General features: G+C 67.3%; 18 protein-coding genes and 1 pseudogene. 9 read left to right on the plus strand and 10 right to left on the minus strand.

Going from position 1 to position 23,196, the window contains the following annotated elements:
• Nucleotides 1-12: 12 nt before the first annotated feature.
• Nucleotides 13-1,368, plus strand: a complete 1,356-nt coding sequence (gudD, locus tag V9K97_RS17170; protein WP_337319502.1) for a glucarate dehydratase — start codon at nucleotides 13-15, stop codon at nucleotides 1,366-1,368.
• Between the two features lie 83 nt (nucleotides 1,369-1,451).
• Nucleotides 1,452-2,888 (plus strand): aldehyde dehydrogenase family protein, encoded by a 1,437-nt coding sequence (locus tag V9K97_RS17175; protein ID WP_337319504.1) that lies wholly within the window; start codon nucleotides 1,452-1,454, stop codon nucleotides 2,886-2,888.
• A 21-nt stretch (nucleotides 2,889-2,909) separates the two neighbouring features.
• Here V9K97_RS17175 and V9K97_RS17180 read toward each other — a convergent pair whose 3' ends face one another.
• Nucleotides 2,910-4,151, minus strand: a complete 1,242-nt coding sequence (locus V9K97_RS17180; protein WP_337319506.1) for an MFS transporter — start codon at nucleotides 4,149-4,151, stop codon at nucleotides 2,910-2,912.
• A gap of 100 nt (nucleotides 4,152-4,251) precedes the next feature.
• Between V9K97_RS17180 and V9K97_RS17185 the strand changes: the two are divergent.
• A pseudogene (locus tag V9K97_RS17185) lies at nucleotides 4,252-5,064 on the plus strand (LysR family transcriptional regulator); the annotation flags it as partial.
• A gap of 49 nt (nucleotides 5,065-5,113) precedes the next feature.
• Here the strand turns inward: V9K97_RS17185 and V9K97_RS17190 are convergent.
• Entirely contained in the window at nucleotides 5,114-6,667 is a 1,554-nt protein-coding gene (locus V9K97_RS17190) for an ABC transporter permease/substrate-binding protein (protein WP_443303560.1), read from the minus strand.
• A gap of 113 nt (nucleotides 6,668-6,780) precedes the next feature.
• Here V9K97_RS17190 and V9K97_RS17195 point away from each other — a divergent pair, with 113 nt between their 5' ends.
• Nucleotides 6,781-7,833, plus strand: a complete 1,053-nt coding sequence (locus V9K97_RS17195) for an ROK family protein (protein WP_337295280.1) — start codon at nucleotides 6,781-6,783, stop codon at nucleotides 7,831-7,833.
• Here the strand turns inward: V9K97_RS17195 and V9K97_RS17200 are convergent.
• From V9K97_RS17200 to V9K97_RS17220, 5 genes are all read right to left on the minus strand, one after another.
• Nucleotides 7,830-9,380: an efflux transporter outer membrane subunit gene (locus V9K97_RS17200; protein ID WP_337319508.1), complete on the minus strand. Its 1,551-nt coding sequence runs from the start codon at nucleotides 9,378-9,380 to the stop codon at nucleotides 7,830-7,832. The two genes, V9K97_RS17195 and V9K97_RS17200, sit on opposite strands and share 4 nt — an antisense overlap.
• Before the next feature lie 15 nt (nucleotides 9,381-9,395).
• Entirely contained in the window at nucleotides 9,396-10,514 is a 1,119-nt protein-coding gene (locus V9K97_RS17205) for an ABC transporter permease (protein WP_337319510.1), read from the minus strand.
• A 13-nt stretch (nucleotides 10,515-10,527) separates the two neighbouring features.
• A complete protein-coding gene (locus V9K97_RS17210) occupies nucleotides 10,528-11,664 on the minus strand; it encodes an ABC transporter permease (RefSeq protein WP_258505196.1) in 1,137 nt (378 codons plus the stop codon).
• Nucleotides 11,661-13,469 (minus strand): ATP-binding cassette domain-containing protein, encoded by a 1,809-nt coding sequence (locus V9K97_RS17215; protein ID WP_337319512.1) that lies wholly within the window; start codon nucleotides 13,467-13,469, stop codon nucleotides 11,661-11,663. Before V9K97_RS17215 ends, V9K97_RS17210 begins: the two co-directional genes overlap by 4 nt.
• A gap of 165 nt (nucleotides 13,470-13,634) precedes the next feature.
• Entirely contained in the window at nucleotides 13,635-14,645 is a 1,011-nt protein-coding gene (locus V9K97_RS17220; protein WP_337319514.1) for an HlyD family efflux transporter periplasmic adaptor subunit, read from the minus strand.
• Between the two features lie 97 nt (nucleotides 14,646-14,742).
• Between V9K97_RS17220 and V9K97_RS17225 the strand changes: the two genes are divergently transcribed.
• A complete protein-coding gene (locus V9K97_RS17225) occupies nucleotides 14,743-15,465 on the plus strand; it encodes a TetR/AcrR family transcriptional regulator (RefSeq protein ID WP_337319516.1) in 723 nt (240 codons plus the stop codon).
• Here the strand turns inward: V9K97_RS17225 and V9K97_RS17230 are convergent.
• The 3 genes from V9K97_RS17230 to V9K97_RS17240 are packed head-to-tail and all read right to left on the minus strand — an operon-like array spanning nucleotide 15,443 to nucleotide 18,715.
• Nucleotides 15,443-16,822, minus strand: a complete 1,380-nt coding sequence (locus tag V9K97_RS17230) for a phospholipase D-like domain-containing protein (RefSeq protein WP_337295274.1) — start codon at nucleotides 16,820-16,822, stop codon at nucleotides 15,443-15,445. The two genes, V9K97_RS17225 and V9K97_RS17230, sit on opposite strands and share 23 nt — an antisense overlap.
• A gap of 40 nt (nucleotides 16,823-16,862) precedes the next feature.
• Complete coding sequence (locus V9K97_RS17235) at nucleotides 16,863-17,537, minus strand: glutathione S-transferase family protein (RefSeq protein ID WP_337319518.1); 675 nt, start codon at nucleotides 17,535-17,537, stop codon at nucleotides 16,863-16,865.
• A gap of 56 nt (nucleotides 17,538-17,593) precedes the next feature.
• Nucleotides 17,594-18,715, minus strand: a complete 1,122-nt coding sequence (locus V9K97_RS17240) for a 5-methyltetrahydropteroyltriglutamate--homocysteine S-methyltransferase (RefSeq protein WP_126747395.1) — start codon at nucleotides 18,713-18,715, stop codon at nucleotides 17,594-17,596.
• Nucleotides 18,716-18,860: 145 nt separating this feature from the next.
• Between V9K97_RS17240 and V9K97_RS17245 the strand changes: the two genes are divergently transcribed.
• The 4 genes from V9K97_RS17245 to V9K97_RS17260 all read left to right on the plus strand — a co-directional run bounded on the left by V9K97_RS17245 (nucleotide 18,861) and on the right by V9K97_RS17260 (nucleotide 23,105).
• Nucleotides 18,861-19,967, plus strand: coding sequence for an aromatic ring-hydroxylating dioxygenase subunit alpha (locus V9K97_RS17245; protein ID WP_337319520.1), 1,107 nt, complete (start codon nucleotides 18,861-18,863; stop codon nucleotides 19,965-19,967).
• Nucleotides 19,964-20,746, plus strand: coding sequence for a GntR family transcriptional regulator (locus V9K97_RS17250; RefSeq protein WP_337319522.1), 783 nt, complete (start codon nucleotides 19,964-19,966; stop codon nucleotides 20,744-20,746). The genes V9K97_RS17245 and V9K97_RS17250 overlap by 4 nt, the downstream gene beginning before the upstream one ends.
• Before the next feature lie 42 nt (nucleotides 20,747-20,788).
• Nucleotides 20,789-21,775, plus strand: coding sequence for a PDR/VanB family oxidoreductase (locus tag V9K97_RS17255; RefSeq protein WP_337319524.1), 987 nt, complete (start codon nucleotides 20,789-20,791; stop codon nucleotides 21,773-21,775).
• Nucleotides 21,776-21,929: 154 nt separating this feature from the next.
• Complete coding sequence (locus V9K97_RS17260) at nucleotides 21,930-23,105, plus strand: ABC transporter substrate-binding protein (protein WP_337319526.1); 1,176 nt, start codon at nucleotides 21,930-21,932, stop codon at nucleotides 23,103-23,105.
• The last annotated feature ends 91 nt before the right edge of the window (nucleotides 23,106-23,196 follow it).

Below are 23,196 nucleotides of genomic sequence, written 5' to 3' on the forward strand. Positions count from 1 at the left end.
GGTTTCGCGCAAATGACAAATCCAGCTTCCATCTCTTCCGTTTCCGGCGCGCCTGTGGTCACCGGCATGCGCGTGGTGCCCGTCGCGGGCCACGACAGCATGCTGATGAACCTGAGCGGTGCGCACGGCCCGTTCTTCACGCGCAACCTGCTGATCCTGACCGACAGCGCCGGCAACACCGGTGTCGGCGAAGTGCCCGGCGGCGAGAAAATCCGCCAGACGCTCGAAGATGCGCGCGGCCTCATCGTGGGCCAGCCCATCGGGCGCCACAACGGGGTGCTCAACAGCATGCGCAGCGCCTTCGCCAACCGCGACAGCGCGGGGCGCGGGCAGCAGACCTTCGACTTGCGCGTGACCATTCATGCGGTGACCGCCGTCGAAGCGGCGCTGCTCGACCTGCTGGGCCAGCACCTCGGAGTGCCGGTGGCCGCACTGCTTGGCGAAGGCCAGCAGCGCGACGCCGTGCAGATGCTCGGCTACCTGTTCTACGTGGGCGACCGCAAGAAGACCGACCTGCCGTACGAGAGCGACCCCCGCGCCGACAACGACTGGTTCCGCCTGCGCCACGAAGAAGCAATGACACCCGAAGCCATCGTGCGCCTGGCCGAAGCCACGCATGCGCGCTACGGCTTTACCGACTTCAAGCTCAAGGGCGGCGTGCTGCGCGGCGAAGAAGAGGTGGAAGCCATTCGCGCTCTGCACGAGCGCTTTCCGCAAGCGCGCGTCACGCTCGACCCCAACGGCGGCTGGCTGCTGCAAGACGCCATTCGCCTCTGCCGCGACTTGCACGGCGTCATGGCCTATGCCGAAGACCCATGCGGTGCCGAAGGCGTTTTTTCAGGCCGCGAGGTCATGGCCGAGTTCCGCCGTGCCACCGGCCTGCCGACCGCCACCAACATGGTGGCGACCGACTGGCGCGAAATGGTGCACAGCCTTTCTCTGCAGTCGGTGGACATTCCGTTGGCCGACCCGCACTTCTGGACCCTGCAGGGCTCCGTGCGCGTCGCGCAGTTGTGCCAGGCCTGGGGCCTGACCTGGGGCTCGCATTCGAACAACCACTTCGATGTGTCGCTTGCCATGTTCACGCATGTGGCGGCGGCAGCGCCGGGCAAGGTCACGGCCATCGACACGCACTGGATCTGGCAGGACGGCCAGCACCTGACCAAGGCGCCGCTGCAAATCGAGGGCGGCTTCGTGAAGGTGCCGACCCGCGGCGGGCTTGGCATCGAGCTCGACATGGACGAGGTCGAGAAGGCGCACCAGCTCTACCTGAAGCACGGGCTGGGTGCGCGCAACGATGCGCAGGCCATGCAATACCTGATCCCCGGGTGGACTTTCGACAATAAAAAACCATGTCTGGTCCGCTGAAGGTTTAGTCTCCCGTTTCCATTTCCGCAGCCGGACACCCAGTGCCCGGCTTCTTTCTTTTCATCGAGCAGCAAGGAAAACACATGCAAAACTTCGACAACCTGATCGGCGGCGAATGGCGCGCGGGCAGCAGCTACAGCCCCAACGTGAACCCCAGCAACCTGGCCGACGTGCTGGGCCAGTACACCCAGGGCGATGCATCGCACGTGGAAGCCGCCGTGGCCGCCGCCACCGCCGCATTCCCCGCCTGGGCCACCGGCAGCGTGCAGGCACGCTCCGACGCGCTGGACAAGATCGGCACCGAAATCCTCGCGCGCAAGGAAGAGCTCGGCACGCTGCTCGCCCGTGAAGAGGGCAAGACCAAGTCCGAAGGCATCGGCGAGGCCACCCGTGCCGGCCAGATCTTCAAGTTCTTCGCCGGCGAATGCCTGCGCCTTTCGGGCGAGGTGCTGCCCTCGGTGCGCCCCAACATCGGCGTCGAAATCACCCGCGAGCCCGTCGGCGTGGTCGGCCTCATCACCCCCTGGAACTTCCCCATCGCCATTCCGGCCTGGAAGATCGCCCCGGCGCTTGCCTTCGGCAACTGCGTGGTGCTGAAGCCCGCCGACCTGGTGCCCGGCAGCGCCTGGGCCCTGTCCGAAATCATCCACCGCTCTGGCATTCCCGCGGGCGTGTTCAACCTGGTGATGGGCCGCGGCAGCGTCATCGGCAACGCGCTGGTCAACCACCCGGGCATCCATGCCATCAGCTTCACCGGCTCGGTGGGGGTGGGCCGCAACATCGCCATCCAGTGCGTGACCAACCACAAGAAGGTGCAGCTGGAGATGGGCGGCAAGAACCCGCAAGTCATCCTGGACGACGCCGACCTGGCCCAGGCCGTGGAACTGAGCGTGCAAAGCGCCTTCTATTCCACCGGCCAGCGTTGCACGGCCTCCAGCCGCCTGATCGTCACCGAAGGCATCTACCCCAAGTTCATCGAGGCGATGAAGGCCCGCATGGCCAAGATCAAGGTGGGCGATGCACTGGCGCAGGGCACCGACATCGGCCCCGTCTCGTCCAAGTCGCAGCTCGACCAGGACATGGAATACGTGGCCATCGGCAAGGGCGAAGGCGCCACGCTGGCCGCGGGCGGCGAGCTGCTCAAGCTGGAGACCGACGGCTACTACATGTCGCCCACGCTGTTCAGCGAAACGGCGGCCGCCATGCGCATCAACAAGGAAGAAATCTTCGGCCCGGTGGCGAGCGTGATCCGCGTCAAGAACTACGAAGAGGCGCTGGCCACGGCCAACGACACGGAGTTCGGCTTGTCGGCCGGCATTGCGACCACGAGCCTGAAGTACGCCACGCACTTCAAGCGCCACAGCCAGGCCGGCATGGTGATGGTGAACCTGCCGACGGCGGGGGTGGACTACCACGTGCCGTTCGGCGGCCGCAAGGGCTCGAGCTACGGCCCGCGTGAGCAGGGCAAGTACGCGCAGGAGTTCTTCACCACCGTGAAGACGGCCTACACGCTGGCTTGATGTTCCCCCGGCCACCCGCCTTCAAAGCGGGTGGCCGCTGCGCGCCATCGAGCGCCGCAGCCCCAGTGCAAGCAGCACGCCCATCGCGCCCGCCAGGGCGACGATGACGGCCGCCGCCGGCCAGCCCATTGAGTCCACCGCACCGCCCACGATCACGGGGCCGATCATCTGGCCCAGATTGCTTCCCAGCATGAGCAAGCCCATCGACATCGGTATCAGCCGCGCGCTCGGTGACACGATGGGAGAGGTGCCGATCAGCGTTGCAGGGAGCAGGCCGCCCGCGCCCGAAAAAGCCAGGCACAGCAAGAAGGCTGGCAACGCACCGAGCACCGGCAGGAAGATGCCGATGGCCGAGAGGCCCATCGACGCGCTGGCCACGGCCGCCAGCAGCCAGCGCGCCACGCCGCGTTTCAGCAGCACGCCGGCTGCAAGATTGCCCGCCACATTGACGCAGCAGGCCACCGCGCTCAGCGCCCCTGCCGCGGCCATGCCCACGCCCATGCGCTCGATCAGCAGCACCGGCAGAAAGCTGAAGAGCGCGAAGAACTGCAGGCTGTAGATCACGAACGAGGCCGCGATCAGCGCCGGCGCGCCGGCCTTGGCGGTGGCGGCCGCATCGCGCGCCATGCTGTGCCATGACACTGGCGCGGCGCTGGCGGTGGCGCTGCGCGAAACGCCAAGCAGCAGCAACAACGCGAGCAAGGCCGCAAGCACGGCATTGCCCAGCCAGAAGCCGCGCCAGCCATCGAGCAGCGAGCCGCTGAACAGCGCAATTGCAATGCCGGTCGGCATGAAGCAGCTCCAGATTGCAAAGGCCAGGTCCTTGCCGCCGGGCGCAACCATGCGTTGCAGCACCGAGGGCCCGGCAATGGTGATCAGCACGAACCCAAGGCCTTCGACGATGCGGCCGGCCAGCAGCATTGCCACGCTGTTTGCCAGCGCACCCGCCGTGCTGCCGGCGGCAATGGCCAGCAGCCCGGCGAGCACCAGGCGCCTGTCGCCGGCGCGCGCGACCCAGGCGCCGACCGGCACGGCACCGGCCACGCCCAGCAGCGAGAACATCGCCATCAGCCAGCCGACCATCGAGAGGTCGAGCCCGAAATCCGCGCGCAACTGCGGCACCGCAATGGCGACCTTGCCGACCTGGAGCGAGGCCGCCACACCGGCGGCCACCACCAGCGCCACGCCGCGCCAGTGTGTTGAAGAAGAAGAGAGGGGAAGGGCGGCAGGCGGTGCGCCGGCCATTTCGAATTGCTTCTGCATGCCGCCACTTTGCGGCGAATGCATGATCAATGAAAGCGAATAATATCGGCCAAGTCAATCGATTGAAAAGATCATGCTGGACATCCTCACGCTCAGCCAGATGCAGATGTTCGTCGCCGTGGCGGACGCCGGGAGCTTTCGCGCCGGTGCCGCGCGGCTGCACCGCGTGCAGTCGGCCGTGAGCCATGCCATTGCCAATCTTGAAGAGCAGCTGCAGGTGCGGCTCTTCGACCGCTCGGGCCACAAGCCTGTGCTCACGCCCACGGGCAAAGCGCTGCTTGGCGACGTGAGGGTCATCCTGTCGAAGGTCGAGGCGCTGCGCTCGCGTGCGCAGGGGCTCGAGCAAGGCATCGAGCTGGGCCTGGCGATAGCGGTCGACACGCTTTTTCCGCCCGATCTCCTGGCCAGCGCGCTGCGCGGCATGCATGCGGTCTACCCGAGCATTGCCATCCGCGTGGAATACAGCTCGATGGGCGGCACCATCGATGCATTGAGTTCGGGACGGTGCGATCTGGCCATTGCGGCCTTCGGCCATGCCGAAGAAAAAATCAGCCGCGAGTTCCTGATGGTGCTGCATACGCTGGCGGTTGCGGCGCCTTCCCATGCGCTGGCCGTCCATGCGCGGCAACGCGGCGCCAAAGGCCTGGACACCGCCGCGGCGGAGCACGTGCAGATCGTGGTGGAAGACCCGAGCACGCTCAGCCAGGGCTACGACATCGACGTGCTTTCGCCTTCGACCTGGCGCGTGACCGACATGTACGCCAAGCTTGCGCTGCTGCGCGCCGGCCTGGGGTGGGGAAAGATGCCCTCATGGCTCGTGGCGGACGACCTGGCCGCCGGAACGCTGGTGCAATTGCCGGTAAGCCGCATCGGCCCTGAAGGCGCAACCAGCCAGCAGTGCCACTTTTGCCACCGTGCCGACAAGACACTGGGCGCAGGCGCCGCGCTGCTGCGCGAATGCCTCATGGCGGAAGCGAAAGCGGCGGCGCCCGGCGGCGGCGGCGCATCAGCATTTCCACGAGCTCGAAAATCCCCTCGCTCAGCAGTGCCAGCGCCGCGGCCGGCAGCGCCCCGGCCAAGAGCAGCTCGCGGTCGTTGAGCGCGAGACCGGTCACGATGCGCTCGCCGAAGCCGCCCGCGCCGATGAACGCCGCAATGGTCGCCGTGCCGATGGCAATGGCCGTGGCTGTTCGAATGCCCGCCAGCAGGGTAGGCAATGCAAGCGGCAGCAGCACCAGCCGCAGGCTCTGCGGCGGCGTCATGCCAAGCGCGGTGCCCGCCATGCGCAGGCCGTTCGGCACTTCGGCAAGGCCTGTGACCGTATTGCGCATGATCGGCAGCAACGAATAGAGCGTGAGCGCAATCAACGCCGGCAATGCACCGATGGCGCCGAGCAGTGAAATGAGCACCGCGAGCAATGCGAGCGACGGCACGGTCTGCAAGATGCTCGCAATACCGAGCACAGCCGCGCGCAGCCGCACATGCGAAAACACCAGGATCGCGAGCGGCACGCCGATCAGGATCGCCACGCCCACCGACACTGCCACCAGCATCAGGTGCTGCCGCGTGAGCTGCCAGAGGTCGGGCCCGAACAGCTTGGCGGTGAAGCCGCGCTTGGCTTCCCTTGGCTGGGCCTTGCCGCCGTTGCCCGTGCCGGCCAGGAAGTCGCGCGCAATCGCATCGAAGGGCACGCTCTGCAGCTCGGCGCGCGCGTTCATCGCGATCATCGCGCGCTCGTCGATGCGGCCTTCGAGCGCCTGCAGCGCGGCCCACGCCTTGGGCAGCCGCGCAGGCAGGTCGAGCCGGTACAGCAGCACGGCGTCGTAGCGGGGAAAGTATTTCTTGTCATCTTCGAGCACGCGCAGGCCGAGGTGGTCGATCTTGGCATCGGTGGTGTAGATGTCGATCGCATCGATCTGCTTCGCGGCCACGGCTTCATAAGCCAGGCCGTGGTCGAGGCCGGTCGGCGTCTGCGTGAAGCCGTAGCGCGCGGCAAGGCCCTTCCAGCCGTCGGCGCGGCCGATGAACTCGTTCGACAGGCCGAGCTTGAGCTCGGGGTGGCGCGCCAGGTCGCTCAGCGTGCGCAGGCCCAGCCGTTCGGCATCGGCCGCGCGCACCGCGAGCGCATAGCCGTCGTTGAAGCCCAGCGGAACGGCCACGCCCAGGCCCAGCGGTGCCAGTGCCGCATTCATGGCTTCGCGCGTGTCGGCCGGCGAGCCCTTCAGGATTTCCAAAGCAATGGTGCCGGTGTATTCGGCGTACACATCGATGGCACCCGAACGCAGCGCCTCGTAGACGATGGCGGTGTTGCCAAGGCCTTGGCGCACCACGGGCGGCGATGCGGTGTGCGGCGCCGCCGTCTGCGCCAGCAGCTCGGCAAGGATGTACGACTCCGTGAAGCGCTTGGAGCCGACGCGCAGCGTGCCGTCGGCCGGCTGCGCCGATGCGGTGGCGCCGAGCCAGGCCATGACGAACAAGAGCCAGGTGGTGCGCAGGATGCGGTGGGGCAGGTGCATCGGGGGCCAGTGTATAGAGATCGAGGGCCGTCGGGTGCACCCGCCAATCTCCTACAAACCTTAGTGCGGGCAACCGATGCTTTGTAGAAGCGGACTCATCCATATTGGCTGCCATGAACAAGAAAACCCATCTCCTGCCCGGCCCTGACGTTCACGGCCTGCGCGAACTCCCGGGGCTGCGGGTGGAGGGCTACAGCCTGCAGCTGCGCGACAAGGACGGCTTTGTGGGCGATCAGGCCAGCCAGACCGCGTTCAGGGAACTGCTCGAGCGCTGGCGCAAGCGCCGCCGCAAGGCCGGCACCGACCCGCTCGGCAAGGAACACTCGCGCGATCTCAGCAAGAAGCAGCTCGACCGCATGCTGCAGAAGACCTCGGCCGCCGGCGACCTGATGCACGGTGCCATCGAGGAATTTGCCGAGGAGCTGGCCTTCGTGATCCAGCGCTTCACCCGGCAGCCTTCATGGAAGAAGGTCGAGCGCATCGTGGTGGGCGGCGGCTTCATCGAAAGCGACGTGGGCGAGCGCGCCATTCTGCAAACCGCAGCCATTCTTGAAGACATGGGCGTGCACGTTCAGCTCGGCCGGCTGTCGCACGATGTGGATGACGGCGGGCTGATCGGCTGGGTGCACCTGACCCCGCGCGCCATGCTGAAGAAGCACGACGCCATCCTGGCGGTGGACATCGGCGGCACCAACGTGCGCTGCGGCATCGTGAAGACGCGCCAGAGCAAGGCCTCGGACCTGTCGCTGGCCAAGGTGGTGAAGCGGGAGAAGTGGCGCCATGCGGACGACGGGCCGAACCGCACCGACATGGTCGAGCGCATCGCACTCATGCTCGAGGACATGGTTCGCTATTGCGAGCGCAAGGACATCCGCCTTGCGCCCTTCATCGGCATTGCGTGCCCGGGCTTGATTCGCAAGGACGGTTCGATCGAGCGCGGAACGCAGAACCTGCCGGGGGATTGGCAGAGCCGCGCGTTCCACCTGCCCAGCGCGCTGTGGCGGCGCATGCCGATGATCGGCTCCGGCCCCACGCTCATCCTGATGCACAACGACGCAGTGGTGCAGGGCTTGAGCGAACTGCCTTTCATGCGGGATGTGTGCCACTGGGGCGTGCTGACCATCGGCACCGGCCTCGGCAACGCGAGCTTCACCAATACCTTCTAGCCCGGTGCGCCCGGTGCGCCCGGTGCACTCGAAGTGGGCGGAACATTGCCGCCGAGGGCCTTGTAGACGGCCACCAGCCCCACCGCCAACCGACTCGTGCTTTGCGCCTGGTCGCGCCGTGCCTGCAGCAGCGTGCGGCGGGCGTCGAGCTCGACGCCGAAATCCGTGAGCCCGTTGGCATAGCGCGCATGGGCCAGCGTGAGCGCGTCGCGGCTGTGGCGCTCGCGCTCGGCCAGCTCGGCGTGGCGCTGGCGTTCGGCGGCATAGGCATTCAGCGCGGAATCGATCTCGTGCCACGCCTTGAGCACGGTCTGCTGAAAGGCCACAGCGGCTTCCTGCTGCTGCAGCTCGCGCAGCGTGACCGCGCTCCGGCGCCGGCCGTTGTCGAAAAGGGGCAGGCTGATCGAAGGCCCGACGTGCCATTGCCGGCTGCCCCATTCGCCAAAACGTTCGCTGCCCACCGATTCGAAGCCGAAGCCTGCTCCCAGTGTCACGCGCGGGTAGAGGTCCGCCACGGCCACGCCGATGCGCGCGGTGGCGGCATGCAGCTGCGCCTCCGCCGCGGCGATGTCGGGCCGGCGGCGCGCCAAGTCGGAGGGCAGGCCGAGGGCAAGCTCGGGCAGCGGCGGTGCCTCGGGCATATCGCTTGCGCGGCCGGCCTCCGGCGCCGCAAGCTCGGCGTTCAGCGTACCGGGCATGGCGCCGGTCAGCAGCGTGATCTGGTTCATCGCCTGCGCCTCCTGCTGCAGCAGCGCCGGAACGCGCGCCTTCAGTTCGGCCAGTTGCGTGCGCTGCCGCGTCGGATCCAGGTCGGTGACCAGGCCGCCATTCGCACGCGCCTGCACCAGTTCGAGCGATTCGGCGGCGGCTTCGATGTCGGCGCGCGCCAGGCGCAACTCGCGCTGTGCACCGCGCAGTTCGAAGTAGTTGCGCGCCACCTCGGCCTGCACGCTCAGCTGCACCTGGCGCAGCAGCGCCGTCGATGCGCCCGTGTCCGCATCGGCGGCTTCGATGCTGCGGCGCACGCGGCCCCACAGGTCGATTTCCCACGATGCGTCGAAGCCCGCCTGGTAGAGGTTGTAGGGCTCGCTGAGCGTGCGTATCAACTGGTCGCGGTTGGACACCGACGAACCCAGTGCGTCGATCATCCGCGTGGCGGCGCCGGTTTCGCTTTGCCGCTGTCGGTTGACGCCGCCGCTGGCATTGAGTTGCGGACCCTGCTGCGCAGCCGCCGCCGTGCGTTGGACGCGGCTTTGCGCGAAGCGCAGGGCGGCGGTCTGCAGGTCGTGATTGGCCGCGAGCGCAAGCGCCTGCAGACGATCGAGCAGCGGATCGTTGAAGGCTTTCCAGTCGCCGGACGCAACGGCCTTGGGCGCTGCATTCCGCTCGGCACCGAGGAGCGCTGGCGAGCCGCCGTGCCATGCGGACCAATCCGCGGGCGCCTGCGCCTGCGCGGGCCGGTGGTCGGGCCCCCCGGCGCACCCCGCAAGAAGAAGCGCGATCGCGGAACAGGAGAAAGAAAAGAAGAGGGTTCGTGGTGCGGACATGCAAGGCTCCCGGGTTCAGGCCAGGCGATGGCGAAACAGCCAGGCTGCCAGCGGCAGCGTGACAAGGGCGATGATCGAAAGCGGAATCAGGTTGTGCCACACGGTGGCCAGGCCCACGCCCTCCAGGTACACGCGCTGCACCAGGTCGATCGCAAAGCGCAGCGGGTTGGCCATGGTGATGACCTGCAGCACGTGCGGCATGTTGCGCACCGGCGTGGTCAGGCCCGACAGCAGCATCATCGGCATCAGCAGCACGAAGGTGTAGAGCATGGCCTGCTGCATGTTGGCCGACACCGCCGAGATCGACAGGCCGATGCCCACGCTGGCCACGGTGAAGAAGACCAGCCCGGTATAGAGCGTGGCCAGCGAGCCCGCCATCGGAATGCCGAACCAGAACAGCGCCACCAGCAGAATGAGCGTCGACTGCGCAAGGCCGACCAGCACCGGCGGCAGCGCCTTGCCGATCATGATTTCGAGGGGCGACATCGGCGTGACCAGCAATTGGTCGAAGGTGCCTTGCTCACGCTCGCGTGCCACCGAAAGCGCGGTGAGCAGCAGCGTCTGCAGCATGCTGAGCGCGGCGATCAGGCCGGGCAGCAGGTTCCACCGCGTCTCGAGGTTCGGGTTGAACCAAGCGCGCGATTCGATGGTGAGCGGGGCCATTGGCGCGCCGGCACGCGTGCGCAACTCGGCGTTGTAGCGCTCGACCACCGAGCCCACATAGCCGGCCGCCGAACCCGCGGTGTTCGAGTTGCGCGCATCCAATATCAGCTGGATGGCCGCGGGCTGGCCGGCGCTCAGCCGCTGCTCGAAGTCGGGTGCGATCTGGATCACCATCAGCGCCTTTTCGGTGTCGATCACCTCGCGGATATCGGCCTGCGTGCGCAGCGTGGCCACACGATGAAAGACGCCGGTGCTGTCCAGGTGCGCAATCAGTTCCGTCGAGGCACCCGTGCGGCTCTGGTCGAGCAGCGCATAGGGCACGTTCGAAAGGTCGTACGTGGCGCCGTACCCGAAGATGAGGCTTTGCATGATGGCTGGAACGAACAGGATCACGCGGCTTGCCGGATCCTTGAGGATCGCGAGCAGCTCCTTGCGGCAGAGGTTGGCGATGCGCAGCAGAAAATCGGTCATGGGGCGCCTTCCTTCAGTCGAGGCTCTTGCGCGTGACAGCGCGGGCAAGCAGCAGCAGCCCGACCGCATAGGCCACGAGGATTGCGCAGTTGCGCCAGATCAGCGGCCAGACGTCGCCCGCGAGAAACAGCGTCTTGATCAGGTCCATGAAGTAGGTGGCCGGCAGCACATGCCCGATGGCGCGCACCACCGCGGGCACATTGCGCAGGTCAAACAAAAAGCCCGACAGCATCATCGAAGGCATGAAGGTCGCGATCAGCGCTACCTGGCTTGCAAGAAACTGGTTGCGCGTGACGGACGAGATCACGAGGCCCAGGCTCACCGCCACGATCAGGTAGAGCATCGAGCTGAGCACCACCGCGAACAGCGAGCCGACCATGGGCACCGCGAACAGGAAGCGCGCGGCCAGCAGGCACAGCGCCAGGCCCAGCATGCCCACTGCAAAGTACGGAATGATCTTGGCCACCAGTATTTCCACCGGCCGCACCGGCGTGACGAACAGCGCCTCGAGCGTGCCGCGCTCCCATTCGCGCGCCATCACCAGGGCAGTGAGAAATGCGCCGACCAGCGTCATGATGAGCACGATGAGGCCGGGCACCAGGTACCAGGTGCTGGTGTTCGCGGTGTTGAACCACATGCGCTGCTCGACGGTTACGCGGCCGATGACGGGGGCGTCTGCGCCGGTGGTGCGCCCGCCGCGGTCGGCCTGCCGCACGGCCGTTTGCGCGAGAGCGCCGCTCACATAGGCCAGGATGATGGTCGCGCGCCCCGCGTCCGCGCCGTGCACGATGAGCTGCACGCGCGCGTTGCCCGCGGCCAGCGAGCGCGAAAAGTCGGCCGGCACGCGCACGATGCCGTCGATCTTGCGCTCGCGCATCAATGCCTCGGCGTCGTGCATGGAGCCGAGCAGCACGGGCGCGATGGTGGGCGAAAGCTGCAGGCCGGCAATGGCTTCATGCGCCGTGGGCGAGGCGTCCTCGAGCACCACGCCCACCGGTGCGTTCTTCACGTCGAGCGACATGCCGTAGCCGAAGATCAGGATCAGCACCATCGGCAGCAGGATGCCGATGGCCAGGTTGCTGCGGTCGCGCAGCAGCTGGCGAAACTCCTTGCGCGTGAGCGAGATGAGCCGGGTCCAGAAGCCGCTCATGCCGCCACCTTCTCGCTTTCCTTCTCGCTTTTCTTCTGGCGCTCTTGCCGACGCGCTTTCTCGACGATGCCGATGAACGCCTGTTCCATGTCGATGCGCTGTTCGCCTTGCTCGCCGTCCATCGCCTGCGCGCGCACCTCCCGCGGGGTGCCGATGGCCAGCACCTTGCCCGCGTCCTGGATCACGATGCGGTCGCAGTATTCCGCCTCTTCCATGAAGTGGGTCGTGATGACGACGGTGGTGCCGCCTTCGGCCAGGGCGGTGATGCGGCGCCAGAACTCGCGGCGCGCGAGCGGGTCGGCGCCGCTGGTGGGTTCGTCCAGAAAGAGAATCTCGGGTTCGTGCAGCAGGCCCGTTGCCATGGCAAGGCGCTGCTTGTAGCCGCCGGGCAGCTGTCCGCTGGGCGCGTCGAGTTCGCGCTCCAGGTCGAACTGGCGCAGCACGGTGTCCATGCGCGCCTGCAGCTTCTGTCCGCGCAGGCCGTAGGCGCCGCCGAAGAACGAAAGGTTCTCGCGCACGGTAAGGTTGCCGTAGAGCGCGAATTTCTGCGACACGTAGCCGATGCGCTGCCGGGCCTGCGCGCGCGCATGGCGCAGGTCGACACCGGCCACGCGCAGCTGGCCGCCGCTTGCGGGCAGCAGGCCGCAGAGCATGCGAAAGGTGGTGGTCTTGCCCGCGCCGTTGGGCCCGAGCAGACCGAAGATTTCGCCGCGCCGCACGGAGAAGCTGGTGCTTGCCACGGCCACGAAGTCGCCGAAGCGGCGCACCAGGTCTTTCACTTCGATGACCACTTCGCCGGGCTCGCCCTCAGCCGGGGCAAGGCTATCGGCCACCGCTGGCTGCGCTACTGCAGCGGGCGCCTGCTGCGTGCGCAGCAGCGTCATGAAGCCGTCTTCAAGCCGGGGCGACACCGGCTCGGCACGGGCGCCGGCCAGCAGCGCCGCAAGCGCGGCGTCGCTGGTGCCGGGCCGGCGGATGAAGCGCACCTCACCGCCGTGCGGCACGGCATCGACGATGTCTTGCTGCGCATCGAGCAGGCGGGCCTGCATCAGGCGCGGTGCCTCGCCCGGCGGCGGCGTGGCGACGAAGCACAGGCCCTCGGCGCGGTCGCGGATCTCGGCCGGCGTGCCTTCTGCGACGAGCTGGCCTTCGCGCAGCACGAACACATGGCTGCAGCGCTCGGCCTCGTCGAGGTACGCGGTGCTCACGATGACGGAAAGTTTTTCTTCATCGACCAGCTGCTGAACGATCTGCCAGAGCTCGCGCCGCGAGAGCGGATCGACGCCCACCGTGGGTTCGTCCAGCAGCAGCAGGTCGGGCGAGCGCACCAGCGTGCAGGCCAGGCCGAGCTTCTGCTTCATGCCGCCCGAGAGCTTGCCCGCGGGGCGGTCGGTAAAGCGGCCGAGGTCCGTCATTTCCATCAGCCGCGCATAGCGTTCGCGCCGCTGCGCAGACGGCACGCCGTGCAAGTCGGCGTAGAGGTCCAGGTTCTCCTGCACGCTCAGGTCTTCGTAGAGGCCGAAGCGCTGGGGCATGTAGCTGATGCGGTCCTGCACCGCTTGCGGGTCGGCGGATACATCGATGCCCAGCACGCGCAGTTCGCCTTCGTCGGCGCGCATCAGGCCGGCCATGAGCCGCAGCAGCGTCGTCTTGCCCGCGCCGTCGGGCCCGACCAGCGCGGTGAGCGTGCCGGCGGGAATTTCGAGCGATACGCCGTCGAGCGCGTGCACGGCTGTCTTCGACGCCTTGACCGTGAAGCGCTTGTGCAGCGAGCGTCCGCTGATGGCCGGCTCAGCGCGCAGCATTCAACGTCCCTCCGGGCATGCGGTCTTGCTCCTTCCCCTCCCCCCGGGGGAAGGTTGGGATGGGGGCAGGGCAGAGCGCCCGATGGACACGCCGCTTGCCCCCACCCCGGCCCTCCCCCGGAAGGGGAGGGAGCAATGCGCAACGCCGGTCGATGAGGCCCGTCATCATGGCTTGCCGTTCGACGAAAGCTGCAGCCGCACGGTCGCCGGCATGCCGAGCCGCAGCCGGTCTTCCTTGTCGTCGACCATCACGCGTATTTCATACACGAGACTGCTGCGCAGCTCTTCGGTCTGCACCGTCTTGGGCGTGAACTCGGCCACCGACGAGATGTAGCCCACCTTGCCCGCCACCGACCGGTCGGGATGGCTGTCGGTGGTCACGCTGGCCTCCTGGCCGGGGCGCACGCGGCCGAGGTCGGGTTCGGCCACATAGGCGCGCACCCACTTGGGATCGGCGATGGCCAGCGTGAAGGCCGGGCGCTGCGGCGAGGCCATGTCGCCGGGTTCGAGCAGGCGGGCGCGCACCACGGCATCGATGGGGGACTTGAGCTCGGCTTCGGCCAGCTGGTGGTTCATGAGCGCGAGGTCGGCGCGGGCCGATTCGAGTTGCGCCTGCGCCTGTGCGATGTCTTCCTTGCGCGGACCGGCCACCGCCAGCTGCTGCGCCTTGCGGGCGTTGTCCAGCTGCGCCAGCGCCACCTTGCGGCGGGCCTGCGCGCTGTCGAGGTCCTGCTGGCTCACGGCGCGTCCGGCCGTGGTCTGGCCGATGGCCTGCAGCCGCGCGAGCTGCTGCTGGGCCAGGTCGGCATCGGCCTGGGCGGCGGCCACTTGCGCGCCGGCCTGCGCCAGTTCTTCGGGGCGGCTGCCGGTCTTCAGGCGCAGAAGGGCCTGCTCCTGCACGCCGATGCGCGCCTGCGACTGCGCCACGCGCAGCGCGAGCGAGCGGGTGTCGAGCTTGCCGAGCAACTGCCCGGCGCGCACACGGTCGCCTTCGCGCACCGCGAGTTCCGCCACGCGCTCGTTGGCGTTGAAGGCCAGCGAGACCTGGCGCACATCGACATTGCCATACAGCACGAGCGTGTCGGACGGCGGGGCCGAGCGATGGACGTACCACCAGCCGCCCGCCGCGGCAGCGAGCGCCACGAGGGCAACGGCGATGAGAGGTTTCTTGTTCATGAGCGGTTCCTGCCGGGTTTCAGACTTGGAGTGGCCGCATATTATCAAATTGAAATTTGAATTTGAAGTATTTTTTCAATTCGTTTAACCTAGGGCCATGGCTTCCCGCTCTTCCAGCACCCGTTCTCCCGCTCCACGCTCCACTGCCGCGCGCACCCCCCGCACCGACGGCAACGCCACCCGACTGCACATCCTCGAGACGGCAGGCCAGCTGTTCGCGGAACGCGGCTTCGCCGAAAGCACCAGCAAGGAAATCTGCACCCGCGCCGGCACCAACATGGCGGCGGTCAATTACCACTTCGGCAGCAGGGACGGCCTGTACGAGGCCGTGCTCATCGAGGCGCACCGCCAACTCGTGAGCATGGACGAGCTGGTCAGCCTGGCCAGCGTGCAGGCCGACCCCCGGCTCAAGCTGCGCACCTTTCTCACGCACCTGATGGAGATGGGCAGCCAGCCCAAGGCGCCGTGGGGATTCCGGGTGGTGCTGCGCGAGGCGCTGTCGCCTTCGCCGGCGCTGCCGGTGATGGTGCGCCAGGCGGTGCTTCCCAAGGCCAAGCTGATCCGCGGCCTGATCGGCGGCATCATGGGCCTGCCGGACGATCATCCCTCGGTGCAGCGGGCCATGCTCTTCGTGGTGCTGCCGTGCATCGTGATGACGGTGGCCCCCAAGGACCTGCGCAACGAAGTGCTGCCGGCCCTGAAGAACACCGAAGGCCTGGCGGACGACCTGATGCGCTATGTCTTCGCCGGCCTCGATGCCGTCGCGAAGGAGGCCAAGGCCGGGGCGCCCACCGCTGTTACAGCTGGAAAGCGACGGTAAGCAGCAGCCCTTCGGCCACGTCGCGCAAGAGGCCCGGTCGCCGCGCGCGATAGGGCTCGCCGGCCGAAGCCGTGGTTTCGATCCACTCGGCCAGCCAGTCGATTTCATGCAGGCCGTAGAACACCACGGCCGCCTCGTGGTTGAGCAGCAGGCTGCGCAGGTCGAGGTTGATCGATCCGCACATGGCCAGTTCGTTGTCGACCACCACCGCCTTGGCATGCGCCATGAAGGGCAGCATGCGAAAGCTCACGCCCGCGCGGGCCAGGTCGCGCATGGCGCGTGCGCGCACGAAGTCGGCCAGGCGGTGGTTCGACTGCGCGGGCATGGCGATGGTGACCTGCACGCCGCGCCGGGCGGCCAGCCGCAAGGCATCGCGCAGGCCGTCGCCGGGAACGAAGTAGGGCGTGATGGCAAGCACGCGGTGCTCGGCCCGAAAGCAGGCATCGATCAGCAGCGCGTGGGCGGTGTCCTCGGTCTGGTCGGGGCCGCTCGGCAGGAACTGCGCCATGGCGCAGCCCGGGCCTTCCTGCACGTCGTCGGCCGTGATGGCGCGCGCCTTGCGGCCGCGCACCGAGCTCCAGTCATGGTCGAACTGCCGGGCCGCCGCCGCAGCCACGCTGCCGCGCAGGTCGAACGAAAGATCGTGCCAGGCCTGGGGGTATGTCTCGCTGCCGGTGAAGTATTCGCCCGCCAGGTTGCGCCCGCCCGACCACAGCCAGCTGTCGTCGGCAATGGTGAACTTGCGGTGGTTGCGCAGGTTGCGCGGCCCGATGCGGCGCAGGCTGAAAAAGGGGCGGAACACCGCGACCTCGCCGCCTGCCGAACGCAGCACTTCGAAGTGGCGGCGCGGCAGGGTCAGCGCGCCGAAGCCGTCGAGCAGCACGCGCACCTTGATGCCTTCGCGCGCGCGCCGCGCCAGCCGCTCGATGACGGCGCGGCCCATGGCGTCGTCGCCGATGATGAAGGTGCACACGTCGATGCGCTCCCGCGCGCCGTCGATCACCTGCCACAGCGCCTCGCGCGCGGCTTCGCCGTCGGCATGCAGGCGGATCGCGCAGCGCCCCGGCGGCGCTAGGCCGAAGCTCTCGATCAGGTCGGCCGCCCAGTGCCCCGGCGGCACCGAGCGCGGCGGCCGCGGCGAGCCCGCCGGGCGCAGCTTGCGCTGGCCGAACAGCAGGTAGGCCGGCAGGATCAGGTAGGGCATGAGCACCAGCCCCATGACCCAGGCAATAGCGGTGGTGGGCGCACGCTGTTCGCGGCGCGCGCGGGTGGTCAGTATGTAGACCAGCAGCGCGAAGGTGACGACAAGAAAATGCTGTGAGGGTGAGGGCAGCCAGTCGAAGCTCGTGTTCGGCATGCGGCAATGATGCCTGAGGACCGGGTGGCGCCGCCAGCGATCAGCGGGGCATCAGGAACGAGGCCACGTCGCGCCCCTCCGAGGCGAGAAAGCGCATCATCGGCTCGACCACCGTTCGCACCGCAGGCCGTTCGCCCATGCGGCTGCGCCAGGCCAGGAGCCGCGGCGTGGCCTCGGTCATGCGGGCACCCTTGCGATCGGCAAAGATGCAGGCCATGTAGAAGGCGATGTCGGCAAAGGAATAGGGGCCGGCAAGGTATGCGCGCGTGGCCAGCAGGCCTTCCATCTCGTCGTAGAAGCGCGCGCAGGCGGCGCAGGCCGCAACGGCCGGGGCGCTTTGCATGTCGTGCTGCAGGCCGAAGAGCCTGATCACGTTGGGAAAGAAGACCTCGTCGGACTTCTGCTCCAGTTGCCGCGCGCGGGCCCGGTCGGCAATGCCCTGGGGCCACAGCGCGAGGTGCGCGGGGCCCGGGTAGCGGTCTTCCAGGTATTCGAAGATCTGCGTCGAGTCGAACAGCTCGACCTGGTCGTCGATGAGCACCGGCACCTGCTGCTTGACGGGGTTCACGCGCAGCACCTCGGGATGCTTGGGCTCGTAGGCGTCGTCCTTGGTGAAGGGCACCATCACCAGTTCGAAGTCGATGCCTTTTTCGAGCGCGGCGATCTGCACCTTCGCGCCGAACATGCTGAGGGGGCCTGAGTAGATGGTCGTCATGTTGCCAATTTGACCAGAAGAGGCGCCCGGGCCCCCGCCGAGAGGGCCGCGTTATTTCAGGTCGAGCCCCACACCTCTTGCGCCGTCTCCACCACCAGGCGCAGCTTGTTGCGTTGCGCTTCCACCGCAATGTTGTTGCCGTGCACCGTGCTCGAGAAGCCGCACTGCGGCGACAGCGCGAGCTGCTCGAGCGGCGCGTACTTGGCGGCGTCCTCGATGCGGCGCTTGAGCTCGTCCTTGTCTTCCATCTCGCCGAACTTGGTGGTCACGAGGCCCAGCACCACGGTCTTGCCCTTGGGCAGGTAGCGCAGCGGCTTGAAGTCGCCCGAACGCGCGTCGTCGTATTCCATGAAGTAGGCGTCCAGGTCCATCTCCTTCAGCAGCGCCTCGGCCACGGGCTCGTAGTTGCCGGCCGCGGCGTGCGTGCTCTTGAAGTTGCCGCGGCACAGGTGCATGGCCAGCAGCATGCCCGGCGGCTTCTGCGCCACCACCTTGTTGATGAAGGCGGCGTAGCGGTGCGGCAGCTCGTTCGGGTCGTCGCCGCGCTTGCGGGCGGCTTCGCGCATGTGCTCGTCGCACAGGTAGGCCAGGTTGGTGTCGTCCATCTGCACGTAGGTGCAGCCCGCCGCGGCCAGCGAGCGCAGCTCGTCGCCATAGGCCTTGGCCACGTCGTCGTAGAACACGGGGTCGAGCTCTGGATACGCGTCCTTGCTGATGCCGGCGCGGCCGCCGCGGAAGTGCAGCATGGTGGGCGAGGGAATGGTCACCTTCGGCGTGCGGCCCGCGGACACCTGGCTCTTGAGGTACTGGAAGTCGGCCAGCTGTATGTCCTTGACGTGGCGCACCTTGTCGATCACGCGCATTGCGGGCGGCGCGAGTTCCTCGGTGCCGTCGGGCTTGCGGATGGTGACCGGGATGTCGGTCTTCACGCCGCCGAGCTGGTCGAGAAAGTCGATGTGGAAGTACGTGCGGCGGAACTCGCCGTCGGTAATGCTCTTCAGGCCGATGTCTTCCTGGAACCGGACGATCTCGGTGATGGCCTTGTCTTCGACCTTGCGGAGCTGCTCGGGCGTGATCTCGCCCTTGGCGTTCTGCTCGCGTGCTTCGAGCAGGTATTTGGGACGCAGAAAACTGCCGACGTGGTCATAGCGGGCGGGCAGGGCGGCGTGCTGGGACATTGAATATCTCCGTCGTGGCTGTAAACGAATCGAGCATCGTATCGCCTTGGAAACTTGCTCGCCTGTATACATCAATCTCGGTAATTACCCTGAGTTCAGCGATTTTCTGTGGCTTTTTCCTGATTTCTGTATACATTGAGTATTCATGAAGACGCCAAAGCCCACTTTCCCGCTGAACGCCTGGTATGCCGCCGCCTACGACGTCGAAGTGCGTCACGCGCTGCTGCCGCGCACCATCTGCAATGAAAAACTGGTGCTGTTCCGCCGCACCGACGGCCAGGTCGCCGCGCTCGAAGATGCCTGCTGGCACCGGTTGATGCCGCTGTCGCTCGGCAAGCTCGAAGGCGACGAGGTGGTGTGCGGCTACCACGGCCTGGTCTACAACAGCCAGGGCCGCTGCACCCACATGCCCAGCCAGGAAACGCTCAATCCCTCGGCCTGCGTGCGCAGCTTTCCAGTGGTGGAGAAGCACCGCTTCGTCTGGATCTGGCCCGGCGATCCGGCCAAGGCCGACCCGGCGCTGGTGCCCGACATGCACTGGAACGACGACCCGGCCTGGGCCGGCGACGGCAAGATGATTCGCGTGGCCTGCGACTACCGCCTGGTGGTCGACAACCTCATGGACCTGACGCACGAGACCTTCGTGCACGGCTCTTCCATCGGCAACCGCGAAGTGGCCGAGGCGCCCTTCGTTGCCACGCACGGCGACCGTTCGGCCACCGTCACGCGCTGGATGGAGAACATCGACGCACCGCCGTTCTGGGGCGGGCAGATTCGCCATGCGCGCGGCTACACCGGCAAGGTCGACCGCTGGCAGATCATCCGCTTCGAGGGGCCATGCACCGTGAACATCGACGTGGGCGTGGCCGAGGCGGGCAGCGGTGCGGTGCCGAAGGACGGCAACCCCGGCGACCGCAGCAAGGGCGTGAACGGCTATGTGCTGAACACCATCACGCCCGAGACGGACAAGACCTGCCTCTACTTCTGGGCCTTTGCGCGCAACTACTGCCTGGGAGAACAGCGTCTTACGCATGAGCTGCGCGAAGGCGTGGCCAGCATCTTCCGCGAGGACGAGATCGTGCTCGAGGCGCAGCAGAAGGCGATGGACGAGCGCCCGGACCACCAGTTCTACAACCTGAACATCGACGCCGGCTCAATGTGGGCGCGCCGCCTGATCGACCGCATGATCGAGAAGGAAAAGCCCGCGCGCGCCGCGATTCCGATCCGCCCCGCCGAGAAGCAGGCCGCATGAAGGCCGCAGCCACCTCCGCCGTATCGCCGATCGAAGCCGGCGACGGCGGCAGCTCGCAGGCCGTGAAGGCGCAGTTGCGCCTGCGCGAAATGATCCTGGCCGGCGAACTGCCGGGCGGCGCGCGCATTGCCGAAGTGGCCATCTCCGAGCAGCTCGGCGTCTCGCGCACGCCGGTGCGCAGCGCGCTCATGCGGTTGGAGCAAGAGGGCCTGCTCGAGGCGCTGCCCAACGGCGGCTATGCGGTGCGCACGTTTTCCGAACGCGACGTGGCCGACGCCATCGAATTGCGCGGCACGCTCGAAGGCCTGGTGGCGCGGCTCGCGGCCGAGCGCGGCGCGGCGCCCGTGGTGCTGCGCGAGGCGCGTGCCTGCCTGGCACGCATCGACGAACTGCTGCGCGAACCCGCGCTCGACGATGCGGCTTTTTCGCGCTACGTCACGCACAACGAAAAGTTCCATGCGCTGCTGTGCGAAATGGCGGCCAGCCCGGTCATTGCGCAGCAGCTCGAGCGCGTGATCAACCTGCCGTTTGCATCGCCCTCGGGCTTTGTTGTCGTGCAGGCCAATTCGCCCGCCGCGCGCGACATGCTCGTCATTGCGCAAGACCAGCACCTGCAGGTGCTCGACGCCATCGAGGCCGGCGAGGGTTCGCGCGCCGAGGCGCTGATGCGCGAGCACAGCCGCATTGCGCGCCGCAACCTGCGCGAGGCGCTGCACGGCACGCCCGGCGCCGAGCGGCGTGCGCTGCCCGGCGTGCAACTGATCCGCCGGCGCGGCTGAGCGAGCGGCCTTTCTCTTTCTTTTTTCTGTTGGTGTCCCCCGATGAAAAGCGATCTTCAATGGATGCAGGCGCAGGTCGTTGCGCTGCGCGACGTTACGCCCACGGTGCGTGAGTTCGAACTGCGGCCGGAGCCGGGCTTTGCCACCACCTACGAGCCCGGTTCGCACCTGCAGGTGCAGGTGATGACGACGCAGGGCAAGCTGCAGACACGCTCTTACTCGCTGGTGGGCGAAGGCAACGGCCAGTGCTGGCGCATTGCCGTGAGGCGGCTCGACGACGGCCGCGGCGGCTCGCTCGCAATGTGGCGCCTGGCCGTGGGCGACCGGCTGCAGGTGAGCGCCCCGCAGAACCACTTTTTGCTCGACACCAGCGCACCGGGCTACCTGCTGGTGGCCGGCGGCATCGGCATTACGCCGCTGGTGCTGATGGCCGAGCGCCTGGGCGAGCATGCGCGGCGCACCGGCGTGCCCGTGAGGATGCTCTATGGCGCGCGCCATGCCGGAGAGTTCGCTTATCTCGAGCGACTGCGCGAGGCGCTGGGCGACGGCGTTGCGGCACATGAGGGCGCAGCGCCCATCGACTTTGCAGCGGCCATCGCCGCGTTGCCGCAAGGCGGCCAGCTCTACACCTGCGGGCCGGTGCCCATGCTCGAAGCCGTCAAGCGCGCCTGGCAAGCCGCGGGCCGCGCCCCGGCAGACCTGCGCTTCGAAACCTTCGGCAGCAGCGGGCGGCTCGCAACGCAGGCTTTCACGGTACTCATTCCGCGGCACGACCTGGCGATTACCGTGCCGGCCGATTGCACCTTGCTAGAGGCGCTGGACGCCGCCGGCGTGGAAACGCTGTGGGATTGCAAGCGCGGCGAGTGCGGCCTGTGCGCCATGGACGTGCTCGCCGTCGACGGAGAAGTCGACCACCGCGACGTGTTCCTGAGCGAACACGAGAAGCAGGCGACCACTCGCATCTGCGCCTGCGTGTCGCGCGCCGTGGGCACCCTCACGCTGGACTCTTCGTACCGGCCCGACAGCTGAAAACCCGCTGCGCGATCATCGCGCAGTTCATTTGTTCATCGCGCAACAAAGCCCCGGCTCGGGGGCGGAGTAGGTGATTGCCTGCTCCGCCGCATGTTGCAAAGTGTTGAAAAATGGCCCCTGGTTCGCATTCCGTCTCTCCAAGGAAAACTTCATGCAAAGACGACAACTCATCCAGACCGCAGGCCTCACGGCGCTCGCGCTTTCCATGTCGCTTGCCAGCGCGCAAGACAGCAGCAAGTTCAAGATCGGCCTCATCCTGCCCATGACTGGCCAGCAGGCCTCCACCGGCCGGCAGATCGAAGCAGCGGCGCGGCTGTACATGGCGCAGAACGGCGACACCGTGGCGGGCAAGAAGATCGAGCTGATCGTCAAGGACGACGTGGCCACGCCGGACGTGACCAAGCGCCTGGCGCAGGAACTCATCGTGAACGACAAGGTGAACGTGATCGCCGGCTTCGGCGTCACGCCGGCCGCGCTGGCCGCAGCGCCGCTGGCCACCCAATCGAAGACGCCGCAGGTCGTGATGGCCGCGGCCACCTCCAGCATTACCGAAGCCTCGCCCTACATCGTGCGCAGCAGCTTCACGTTGCCGCAGGTGTCGGTCGCCATGGGCGACTGGGCACCCAAGAACGGCGTGAAGTCAGTCGTCACGCTGGTGGCCGACTACGGCCCGGGCAACGACGCAGAAAAGTTCTTTACCGAGCGCTTCCAGCTCAATGGCGGCAAGGTGGTTGAGAAGCTGCGCGTGCCGCTGCGCAACCCTGACTTCGCGCCTTTCTTGCAGAAGGTGCGCGATCTCAAGCCCGATGCGCTGTTCGTCTTCGTGCCCTCGGGCGCAGGCGCGGCGGTAATGAAGCAGTTTCTCGAGCGCGGCATGGACAAGGCCGGCATCCGCATGATTGCAACCGGCGACGTGACCGATGACGATCAGCTCAACGACATGGGCGATGGCGCGCTGGGCGTGGTCACCTCGCACCACTACTCGGCTGCACATCCTTCGCCCACCAACAAGAAGTTTGTCGAAGCCTTCCAGAAGGCCAACCCGAAAATGCGCCCCAATTTCATGGCCGTGGGCGGCTATGACGGCATGCGCGTGATCTACGAAGCGCTCAAGGCCACCAAGGGGCAGGGCGGGGGCGATGCGCTGCTTGCGGCCATGAAGGGCCAGATCTTCGAGAGCCCGCGCGGTCCGGTCTACATCGATGCGCAGACGCGCGACATCGTGCAGGACGTGTACCTGCGCAAGGTCGAGAAGAAGGACGGGCAGCTCTATAACGTCGAGTTCGACGTGATCAAGGGTGTGAGGGATCCGGGCAAGGCGAAGTAATTGCCTTCAGGGCGGCGCTCCCGCCGACGGGGTACCTTTCTCCGCGAATGTCCCCCGGCCTGCGGCCTCCTCCTTTATTTCGCTGCGCAAG

The organism is Variovorax sp. CCNWLW186, from assembly GCF_037203865.1.
Lineage (GTDB): Bacteria > Pseudomonadota > Gammaproteobacteria > Burkholderiales > Burkholderiaceae_C > Variovorax.